Annotated in this window: 10 protein-coding genes; 5 read left to right on the top strand and 5 right to left on the bottom strand. The window is 58.0% G+C overall.

Translation table 11 applies throughout. The features are described from left to right. Positions 1-38: 38 nt before the first annotated feature. On the bottom strand, positions 39-1,019 hold the full coding sequence (locus AC1PUL_RS20700) for a sugar phosphate isomerase/epimerase family protein (RefSeq protein WP_480465870.1): 981 nt from the start codon (positions 1,017-1,019) through the stop codon (positions 39-41). Positions 1,020-1,080: 61 nt separating this feature from the next. Next, positions 1,081-1,209, bottom strand: a complete 129-nt coding sequence (locus AC1PUL_RS20705) for a hypothetical protein (protein ID WP_480465871.1) — start codon at positions 1,207-1,209, stop codon at positions 1,081-1,083. 160 nt (positions 1,210-1,369) lie between these two features. Here AC1PUL_RS20705 and AC1PUL_RS20710 point away from each other — a divergent pair, with 160 nt between their 5' ends. The 5 genes from AC1PUL_RS20710 to AC1PUL_RS20730 all read left to right on the top strand — a co-directional run bounded on the left by AC1PUL_RS20710 (position 1,370) and on the right by AC1PUL_RS20730 (position 6,495). Continuing rightward, the gene (locus AC1PUL_RS20710) at positions 1,370-2,311 is read left to right on the top strand and encodes a substrate-binding domain-containing protein (protein ID WP_480465872.1); all 942 of its coding nucleotides are present in this window, start codon (positions 1,370-1,372) and stop codon (positions 2,309-2,311) included. Between the two features lie 77 nt (positions 2,312-2,388). Beyond that, the gene (locus AC1PUL_RS20715) at positions 2,389-3,003 is read left to right on the top strand and encodes a DUF2291 family protein (RefSeq protein ID WP_480465873.1); all 615 of its coding nucleotides are present in this window, start codon (positions 2,389-2,391) and stop codon (positions 3,001-3,003) included. Next, on the top strand, positions 3,000-4,529 hold the full coding sequence (locus AC1PUL_RS20720) for a sugar ABC transporter ATP-binding protein (protein ID WP_480465874.1): 1,530 nt from the start codon (positions 3,000-3,002) through the stop codon (positions 4,527-4,529). Before AC1PUL_RS20715 ends, AC1PUL_RS20720 begins: the two co-directional genes overlap by 4 nt. After that, positions 4,526-5,590: an ABC transporter permease gene (locus tag AC1PUL_RS20725; protein WP_480465875.1), complete on the top strand. Its 1,065-nt coding sequence runs from the start codon at positions 4,526-4,528 to the stop codon at positions 5,588-5,590. Before AC1PUL_RS20720 ends, AC1PUL_RS20725 begins: the two co-directional genes overlap by 4 nt. Positions 5,591-5,685: 95 nt before the next feature. Then, a complete protein-coding gene (locus AC1PUL_RS20730; RefSeq protein WP_480465876.1) occupies positions 5,686-6,495 on the top strand; it encodes a DeoR/GlpR family DNA-binding transcription regulator in 810 nt (269 codons plus the stop codon). A gap of 213 nt (positions 6,496-6,708) precedes the next feature. Here the strand turns inward: AC1PUL_RS20730 and AC1PUL_RS20735 are convergent. From AC1PUL_RS20735 to AC1PUL_RS20745, 3 genes are all read right to left on the bottom strand, one after another. Beyond that, positions 6,709-7,898 (bottom strand): IS3 family transposase gene (locus AC1PUL_RS20735; protein WP_480465857.1). Its coding sequence is split into 2 segments (ribosomal slippage): positions 6,709-7,649 and positions 7,649-7,898, totalling 1,191 coding nucleotides; the frame shifts between segments, so codons are not numbered across the junction. A 280-nt stretch (positions 7,899-8,178) separates the two neighbouring features. Beyond that, entirely contained in the window at positions 8,179-8,697 is a 519-nt protein-coding gene (locus tag AC1PUL_RS20740; RefSeq protein WP_480464775.1) for an IS630 family transposase, read from the bottom strand. A 40-nt stretch (positions 8,698-8,737) separates the two neighbouring features. After that, on the bottom strand, positions 8,738-9,130 hold the full coding sequence (locus AC1PUL_RS20745) for a helix-turn-helix domain-containing protein (RefSeq protein ID WP_480464776.1): 393 nt from the start codon (positions 9,128-9,130) through the stop codon (positions 8,738-8,740). Between the last annotated feature and the right edge of the window lie 162 nt (positions 9,131-9,292).

Below are 9,292 nucleotides of genomic sequence, written 5' to 3' on the forward strand. Positions count from 1 at the left end.
GCCTTTCCGTCTGAGGCGACACTTACTGCATCCGGCGCTCACATGGCGCCGAACAGAGCCTTCTGGGCTATCCGCAAGGCTGAGATGGCGTCGTGTCGGCTCTGGGCCTCTTTGAGAGCGTCGAGATCAAGGCTATCAAGGCCCTTGTCTGCGGCTTTCAGGAAGTCTATGGCGTGGTTGGCAGTCGCGACGCTGTCCTCGCGGAAGGGGAATTGGTCGAGCTGCCAGACGCCCTCCCACTTGTTCTTCCGGAGAACATAGAAGAACTCGAAGAGTTCGATCGGATGCAGGCTGCCAGCGACCAGATCATCATCCCAGCTGCGGTAGTTGTCGTTGACGTCCATGCCGAAGAGCCGGCCATAGTCGATGGCGAGCTGCGCGCTGTCGGCGGCGGATTCGCCGCCCATGATCGCATGGCCGAAATCCAGGAGAATGCCGATATTCGGCAGGCCAATCTTCTCGATGCCGAGCAGCGTGCGGGCCACCGAACCGAAGCTCATGCGGACGCGCGGTTCGCGCGGCTTGTATTCGATGACGAATTTCAGGTCAGGATTTTCGCTGGCAAGCTGGCCGACGCCGTCGAGCGAGTGTTTCCAGAGGGTGCCGTAATCGACCTGGAACGGATAGTCCCAGCCGTCCTGGCCGGGCCAGAGCTTCACATAGTCGGCGCCGAAGTAGCGAACCTGATCGCAGGCCTCCGTAACCAGTTCATGCGTACGTCGGCGAACACCGGCGTCCGGATTGGTGAAGGAGCCCTTTGAAAACTCGCGGGTGTAGATTTCAGGCGTAATGCCGATGACCCCCAGCTTGTTGCGGTCGAGGGCCGCCTTGATCTCGACGTTGGTGAAGTCCCCGCCAAAGAACGGGTAATTGATGTCCACGACTGAGAGGTCACGCACCTGGCCGGCAAGGTCGATCGCGTCGATGACGCTGCGCGGTGTGCCGTAGCCGTCGGTTGCGTAGCGATCGACATAGGTTGCGAAATGCCAAATTCCGGCGCCGAAGCGTTGGGTCGTCATGGAATGCGTCCTCCAGTTTGGGAAATCCATCCGTCCGTCCGCAGGTCAGTTCGCCCGGGGCTCAGATGCGTTCACGGCATCTGTGATTTGCACGAATGTCTTTCGTTTGTTTTTGTTTGATTTCGATATCTTCCACAATTTCAACTTCACGACAAGAGGTTTTCAATTCATCTTCATCAAATTGCTGCATCGCAGTAGTTTCACTGCGTTATTGGTTTTGATGTGGCGTCTCAAGCGTCGGAGAACGCGAAATTTGACAACGAAACAAAAATAGATTGACACAATTCGAAAACATTCGATAAAAAATGCGTCAGGTCACGAGGAGGTGGCTGGGAAAGAGGGAGGTTCTCATGAAAATTTCACGCCGTTTGTTTGTATCCGTTTGCGCATTGACCCTGTCCGGCCTTGTGCCGGGCTTCGCCATGGCGGCCGGTACCATCGCGATCATTACGCCGAGCCACGACAATCCGTTCTTCAAGGCGGAGGCCGACGGTGCGGCAGCCAAGGCCAAGGAACTTGGCTATGAGACCATGATCATGGTCCACGACGATGACGCCAATAAGCAGAATGAATTGTTCGATGCCGCGATTGCTGCCGGCGTTAAGGCGATTATTCTAGACAACGCCGGTGCCGATGCCTCGGTTGCGGCCGTCCAGAAGGCCAAGGACAAGGGCATTCCGTCCTTCCTGATCGACCGAGAAATCACCGCAACGGGTGTGGCTGTCTCGCAGATCGTCTCAAACAACTACCAGGGTGCCCAGCTTGGTGCGGAAGAATTCGTCAAGCTGATGGGTGAGGAAGGCAATTATGCCGAACTGGTTGGCAAGGAGTCCGACACCAATGCGGGCATTCGTTCGCAGGGCTATCACGATGTGATCGATCAGTATTCGAACATGAAGATGGTGGCGCGTCAGACAGCCAACTGGTCACAGACCGAAGCCTACACGGTGATGGAATCGATCCTGCAGGCGCATCCTGATATCAAAGGTGTCATTTCCGGCAACGACACCATGGCCATGGGCGCCTATGCGGCACTTGAGGCTGCGGGTCGCAAGGATGTCATCGTCGTTGGCTTCGACGGCTCCAACGACGTCCGTGATTCCATCCTGAAAGATGGCATCAAGGCAACCGTCCTGCAGCCGGCCTATCAGCAGGCGCAGCTGGCGGTCGAGCAAGCCGACAAGTTCATCAAGACTGGCTCGACGGGCGTCGAGGAAAAGCAGCTGATGGACTGCATTCTGATCAACAAGGACAATGCGGCCAAGCTTGAGACCTTCGCTCTCAAGCCCTGATTGGTGTCCCTCCAAGGCCATCCGGTGCGCTTGCGCCCCGGGTGGCCGTCTCAGTTGAATAGAGTGGTCGTCCAAAAATGAAACCCATCTTGTTTGCAACGGGCCTGATGGTCGCGTTGAGCATTTCCGGCTGCAAGCTGGTGAAGACCGAAAGTGCCGATGAAGCGGCTGCTGATCCCATCGCGACACTGGTATCTGAAACCTTCGAGGCCAAGCTCGTTCCGGCATTGTCGGAAAGAGCGGTCGATCTCTCCGTGCTGCGCGATGCGGTCAAGGCGGGTTTGGATGCGGCCGGTGCTCAATACGGTCTGCGCGTCGGTGGTGCTGGTGGTGGTTGGAACTTCGCGGTCAAAGGCAAGGGTAAGGTCATTGTCGAAAATCGAGCCTCGAAGGCTGCCGTTGCCGAAATCGATGTCGACGGAGACGGGACGGCGGATGCGATTCTGCAGCTTGGCCCTGTTGTCAAAGGTTCGGCCCTTCGTGACGTGACGCCGCTCTACGACTTCTCTGCCTTTCGCGACCAGATCGAATATGCCCGCCTCGGCCGTGCACTGAACGATCGTGCCGTTTCGACCATCCCCACTGATAGCCCGCTGAATGGCAAGACGGTCGAATTTATCGGTGCAACCGTTCTACGCTCCGTAGGTGAGAAACCGCTCGTGACGCCTGTCAGTGTCGAGGTCGCGCCATGAGCGAAAAGCACTCGATCGGGCTCACGATCCGCTCCGGCTCCAAGATCTATCCGGGAACACAGGCCCTTAAGAATGTCGACTTCGATCTGCGCATGGGCGCGGTCAACGTTCTCGTGGGCGAGAATGGAGCCGGCAAGTCTACGCTGATGAAGGTGATTGCAGGCGTCGAGCAGCTGAATGGCGGAACCATCACGCTCGACGGCAAGCCTGTCGTCTTCGCCGACCGAACCGATGCAGCACGTCATGGTGTGGGCATCGTCTTTCAGGAACTTAATTTGTTTCCCAACCTGACGGTGACCGAGAATATCTTCGTCGGGCACGAGAAGACGGTCGGCGGTGTCCATATCGACAGGACCGCACAACGGGCCGTTGCAGCAGCCCTGATGAAGCGTCTCGAACAGGACATTGATCCCGACATGCCGCTCGGCAATCTCCGGATCGGTCAGCAGCAGATCGTCGAAATCGCCAAGGCGCTCGCCGAAAATGCGCGGATCCTGATTCTCGATGAGCCGACATCCGCGCTCTCCGCTGCCGAAGTTGAGGTACTCTTCCGTGTCATCGGCGATCTGAAGCGCCAAGGCGTCGGCATCGTCTATATCTCTCATCGGCTCGAAGAGCTGATCCGGATCGGGGACTTCATCACCGTGCTGCGGGACGGCGTGATCACTGGCGCGCGCTCCATGGAAGGGGTCGATATTCCCTGGATCGTCTCCAACATGATCGGCAGCGCCTCCAAGGAGTTTCCGAAGACCGAGCATCACGCGCTGGGTGATGAGGTCTTCCGCGTCGAAGAGGTCTCTTTGCCAAGTCCAGCCGGAGGCTATGTGGTCGATCACATGTCGCTTTCGGTGCGATCAGGCGAAATTGTCGGCCTTTATGGACTGATGGGCGCCGGGCGGTCGGAACTTCTCGAATGCATAATGGCGCAGCATCCCGCTTCCACGGGCAAGCTCTTCATCGCTGGACAGCGCGTCACGGAGCGCAGCGTGTCCGCGCGGATCCGGCGCGGTCTCGCGCTGATCCCGGAGGATCGAAAGCGGGACGGTCTGGTCCAGATCATGAGCATTCGCGAAAACCTGACCCTCTCGTCGCTCTTTGACTTCACCAAAATTTTCCATCTGAACCTGAAGGCCGAAGCCGCCAAGGCTGCGGAATTCGTCAAGCGCATGGCCATCAAGATCGCGAGCCTTGAGCACCCGGTCTCCAGTCTGTCCGGTGGCAACCAGCAAAAGGTGGTGATCGGCAAGGCGCTGATGACCAGGCCACGCATCCTGTTGATGGATGAGCCCTCGCGGGGGATCGACATCGGTGCAAAGGCTGAAATCTTTCGCACCATGCGCAAGCTGGCCGCCGATGGGCTAGGAATCCTTTTCGTCACCTCGGATCTGGAGGAAGTCCTCGCCCTCTCCGATCGCATTCTCGTCATGGCGAATGGCAGGCTGACCGGCGACTTTCCGGCCGGTGCCGCCGCAGCGGACGTGATCTCCGCCGCTACGCCCAATCTGAACAAGGTCAAATCCTCATGAGCAGTTCTGTTATCGCCCAAGGCAGCAAGGCCGCCGGCCCGTCGTCGCAAGCCTCGATGCTGTTGCTTCTCCTGAAGATGCGCACCTTTGTGGCCCTGATCCTGGTGTTTGCCTTCTTCGCGATTGCCGCGCCAAACTTCCTGACCGGGGCAAACATGCTGATTATCTCGAAGCATGTGGCACTCAACGCGCTGCTTGCGATTGGCATGACCTTCGTTATCGTCTCTGGCGGCATCGACCTATCTGTCGGTTCGATCGTCGGCCTGTGTGCGATGGTTGCCGGCTGGCTGGTTCTTTACGGCATCGACCTGCAGATCGGCTGGAGCTTGCAGTTCAACACGATTGAGATCTGCCTGATTGTCGCCGTCGTCGGTGTCTTGATCGGCCTAATCAACGGGCTGCTGATCACCAAGCTCAATGTTGCGCCGTTCATTGCGACGCTCGGGACGCTCTATGTTGCGCGCGGTGCAGCGCTTCTGTTCTCCGACGGTCGTACTTTCCCGAACCTTGCCGGCAATCCTGACTATGGTTCCGACACTTTCAGGCTGATCGGCTCGGGGTCCTTGCTCGGTTTCCCGGTCTCTGTGTGGATCATGGTCGTCGTCGCCCTCGGCGCTGCCTATCTCGCAACTCGAACGCCACTCGGGCGGCATATCTATGCGGTCGGTGGTAACGAGCGGGGTGCAGCACTCTCTGGCGTCAATGTCGATCGCATCAAGCTCTTCGTATACATGTTCTCTGGTTTCTGTGCGGCACTGGTCGGTCTGATCATCGCCTCGCAGCTGCAGGCGAGCCATCCGGCAACCGGTGAAACTTTCGAACTCAACGCCATCGCTGCCGCCGTTTTGGGTGGAACCTCCATGTCCGGTGGTCGAGGTCGAATCGGTGGCACGATCGTTGGCGCGTTTGTCATCGGTATCCTGGCTGACGGCCTGATCATGATGGGTGTTTCATCCTTCTGGCAGACAGTGATCAAGGGGCTCGTCATCATTGCTGCGGTCGTGGTTGATCAGGTCCAGCAGAAGCTGCAGGCCCGGGTCGTCCTGCAGAGCCAGGCGTGATGAGGATTTCAACCGGCGGGTACTTGTTGTAAGGGAACCGAGAGTTAAGATCGAAACACTGCGGTTTGCTTGCGAAATTTGAGGTTTGTCGAAACATGGACGCGAAGACAGAAAACGATTCTGCCGAATCCATGGTTGGCTTGCTCTCCGAGCCTCGGCGCAGGCGCATCCTCGAATGGCTGCAGGAAGAAGGCTCGGCCCGCGTGCGCGAGCTGGCGACAGCGTTCCATGTTTCCGAAGCGACGATCCGGCAGGATCTTGAGCGGCTGGAGAACGAAGGCTTCATCACGCGAGAACATGGCGGCGCCTACCTGAATTCGGTCGCGCCGCAGGTCGGCACCATGACCCTGCATCACCAGGAGAACATGGACAAGAAGCGCAAGATCGGGACTTTGGCAGCCGGCCTTGTGAAGGATGGCGAGACGCTGATCCTCGATGCCGGCACGACCACGACCGAAATCGCCATGCGGCTCACCAACCGTCGCAATCTGACCCTGATCACCAATGCGCTGAACATCGCCATCATTCTGGGCGCAGTGCCGACTTTTGCCGTCCATATGCCGGGCGGGCAGTTCAAGTCACCGACGCTGTCCCTGTCGGGGGACAAGTCCGTCGAGTATTTCAGCAACATCTTTGCCGGGAAGCTGTTTCTGGCGACCGCCGGCGTCGATCTGGAGGCCGGACTGACCTATCCGAGCTTTGCCGACCTCCAGCTCAAGGAAGCGATGATCAAGGCGGCGGCGCATGTCTATCTCGTCGCTGACTCCACCAAGATCGGCCGTTCCTCGTTCACGCGGCTTGGGTCACTTGACGTGATCCAGTCGCTGATCACAGACGACGGCATCTCAGATCGGGTGGCGAAGGAGTTTGAGCGGCGAGGGGTCGAGGTGCTAATCGCTCCGTGAGGATTGTCCGTCACAAACGCTGGCTTTACCCCTTCGACGAGCGTTTTATGCAAGTCTCCGTGCCATCAGGCCCCCGCAACCAAAGAAACTTGCAAATCCTCCAACTCCGGCAATTTACGCGACAGTTCATCGATATAAGCGTCGATCAGCTTGTTCTTCTTGGACTCCGTGTCGAGTTTACGGGGGAAGGTTCATTGACCTTGCCCCCAAGTTTTATCCAGTTTTGAGTTCGCTCCGGCGGTTTTGTGTTGCTGTATTCGGGGCGGTAGCGGCGGGTTGCGGTGCGGAGCCATTCCGGCTGCGCAGCACCGCATCACGTCGCGGGTTGATGGTCTGGGCAAACTCGGTTGGCGTGAGCCAGCCGAGGGCTGAGTGTGGTCGATGATCGTTGTAGTCGCTACGCCAGCTTGAGAGCGCCGATCGGGCATGGTTCAATGACGAGAAGAGCGTCTCGTTCAGGAGTTCATCCCGCAGTCGGCCATTGAAGCTTTCGATGAAGGCGTTCTGGATCGGCTTACCCGGCGCGATGTAGTGCCATTCCACCTTGACCTGGTCCGTCCATTGCAGGATCGCGTTGCTGGTGAACTCGCTACCATTGTCGCTGACAATCATCTTCGGCTTACCGCGCTCCTTGATGATCCGGTCCAGTTCACGAGCAACGCGCAGACCGGAAAGGGATGTGTCGGCGACAAGACCCAGGCATTCCCTGGTGCAATCATCGACAATCGTCAGCACCCGGAACCTGCGGCCATCGGTGAGTTGATCCGACACAAAGTCCAGCGACCAGCGATCATTGGCCGTCATCGGGACCAGCATCGGTGCACGTGTGCCGATCGCTCGCTTGCGGCCGCCGCGCTTGCGCACCGTCAGCTTCTCCTCCCGATACAGCCGGAAGAGTTTCTTGTGGTTCACATGGTGCCCCTCGCGTTTGAGCAGCACGTGGATGCGTCTATAGCCAAAGCGGCGGCGTTCATGCGCCAATGCTTTCATTCGCTCGCGAAGACGATCATCGTCGCTGCGCCTGGTTTCGTAACGGACCGTCATTCGGCAAAAGCCGCTGGCTTTACACGCCCGCCGTTCGCTCATCTGGTGGTGATCCATCAGATGCACGACAGCTTTCCGCCTTGCTGCGGGCGTCACCACTTCTTTCCCAACAGGTCCTTCAAAGCTGCATTGTCGAGCATCGCGTCCGCCAGAAGCCGCTTCAGCTTCGCGTTCTCGTCCTCCAATGTCTTCAACCTCTTGGCTTCGGACACGTCCATGCCGCCGAATTTGGCCTTCCATTTATAGATGCTGGCATCGCTCACGCCGTGCTTGCGGCAAAGCTCTGAGACCGGCGTGCCTGCCTCGTGCTCCTTCAGTATCCCTATAATCTGTTCGTCCGTGAAACGGTTGCGCTTCATTCTCTGGTCCTCTCAATAGGCCAGAGCTTACTTCAAAATGGATTAGTTCAGCGGGGCAAGGTCACCATCTAGCCAGGACACAGCGGGTCAGGCGCGGCTAGTCGATTGCAGCATTGGAACGTCGGAACAGATCGAAGATAACACGGGCCTCGGTGAACCTGCGGGCGAGCTTTATGTCGTTTCAGATGAGGCCGAGAAAACAGGTCTCGCCATGGTCGCGAAACCACCTTTCTTCACATCTTCCGTTGAGTGAACCACAGCCGCCTAAAGCGTGTCGCATTTATTCAGCCTCATATCCTGCGGCTTTGAAGAAGTTTCGGCATTCAGTGACAGAGAAGAGGGCGATGATGTCGCCGAGGGCTTGGGCAATCGTGTCGAAGCTCCTGGCTGCTCGCTTTCGCAAGAGCGCCTTGAGCTTTGAGAACGCCATTTCGATGGGGTTCAGGTCCGGCGAATAGGGCGGCAGGAAGAGAAGCCAGGCCCCCTTCGCCTTGACCAGTTGTTCGGCTTTCTCGCTTTTGTGGAAGCCGACATTGTCGAGGATGACAACATCGCCGGGCGACAGTGTCGGCGCAAGCTGTGTCTCGATCCATGTTTCAAAGATGCGGCTGTTCATGGGTGCATCGACAATCCATGGCGCGGTCAGGCCATGGCAGCGCAGTCCGGCGATGAATGTCTGCGTCTTCCAGTGGCCGAAGGGAGCGTAAGCCGCAAAGCGACTGCCTTTGGCAGACCATCCGGTGCGCTTCGTCAGACGGGTATTCGTGGACGTCTCATCGATAAAGATGAGCCGTGACAACGCCTTGTTGAAGAACCGCTTTCGCCGGCTAATCCAAAGATCACGCGCCTTGGCGATCTCCGGTCTGAGCTGCTCGCTTGCCTTGAGGCTTTTTTTTATTGCTGAGCCCAAGCCGATGTAGAAACCGCCCGACGGTTGCGCGGTGGACTTCGATGCCGCGCTCGGCCAGTTCGAGACACAGTTCGTCCAGCGTCACTTCGCCATTGAGGGCTACGCGCTCGCTGATCCATTCCCCATGCGGCGAAAGTTTACTGCCAGGCGGGTGGCCCTGTCTGGCAGGCCGAAGAGAACCAGAGGAACGATGCAGGATCATCATGTTGTTGACGAACCGGGGCGAAACCCGGAAATGCCGGGCGGCTTCCCGATTGCTGTTGCCTTCATTCACAAACGCAACGACACGCTCACGCAACTCCATCGGATGCGGCTTGCCCATGGCGCTTCTCCTTCCACGGGCACAGTCAATCACAGATCAAGAAAAACCGGAATCCTGAATCCCGTTTGCCGCGACACGCTTTAGCGGGACGATTGGCGTGAATCGTGTCCCCGCGTCTGCCCAGCGTAAACGGCCGCATGGTTCGTTAAGATTTAAATAAAA

This window comes from Rhizobium sp. P43 (assembly GCF_056730705.1).

Bases quoted from the DNA above. Each gene is read 5' to 3' on its own strand.
- AC1PUL_RS20700 (WP_480465870.1), bottom strand. From the start codon at position 1,019: ATGACGACCCAACGCTTCGGCGCCGGAATTTGGCATTTCGCAACCTAT.
- AC1PUL_RS20705 (WP_480465871.1), bottom strand. From the start codon at position 1,209: ATGCAGCAATTTGATGAAGATGAATTGAAAACCTCTTGTCGTGAAGTT.
- AC1PUL_RS20710 (WP_480465872.1), top strand. From the start codon at position 1,370: ATGAAAATTTCACGCCGTTTGTTTGTATCCGTTTGCGCATTGACCCTG.
- AC1PUL_RS20715 (WP_480465873.1), top strand. From the start codon at position 2,389: ATGAAACCCATCTTGTTTGCAACGGGCCTGATGGTCGCGTTGAGCATT.
- AC1PUL_RS20720 (WP_480465874.1), top strand. From the start codon at position 3,000: ATGAGCGAAAAGCACTCGATCGGGCTCACGATCCGCTCCGGCTCCAAG.
- AC1PUL_RS20725 (WP_480465875.1), top strand. From the start codon at position 4,526: ATGAGCAGTTCTGTTATCGCCCAAGGCAGCAAGGCCGCCGGCCCGTCG.
- AC1PUL_RS20730 (WP_480465876.1), top strand. From the start codon at position 5,686: ATGGACGCGAAGACAGAAAACGATTCTGCCGAATCCATGGTTGGCTTG.
- AC1PUL_RS20745 (WP_480464776.1), bottom strand. From the start codon at position 9,130: ATGGGCAAGCCGCATCCGATGGAGTTGCGTGAGCGTGTCGTTGCGTTT.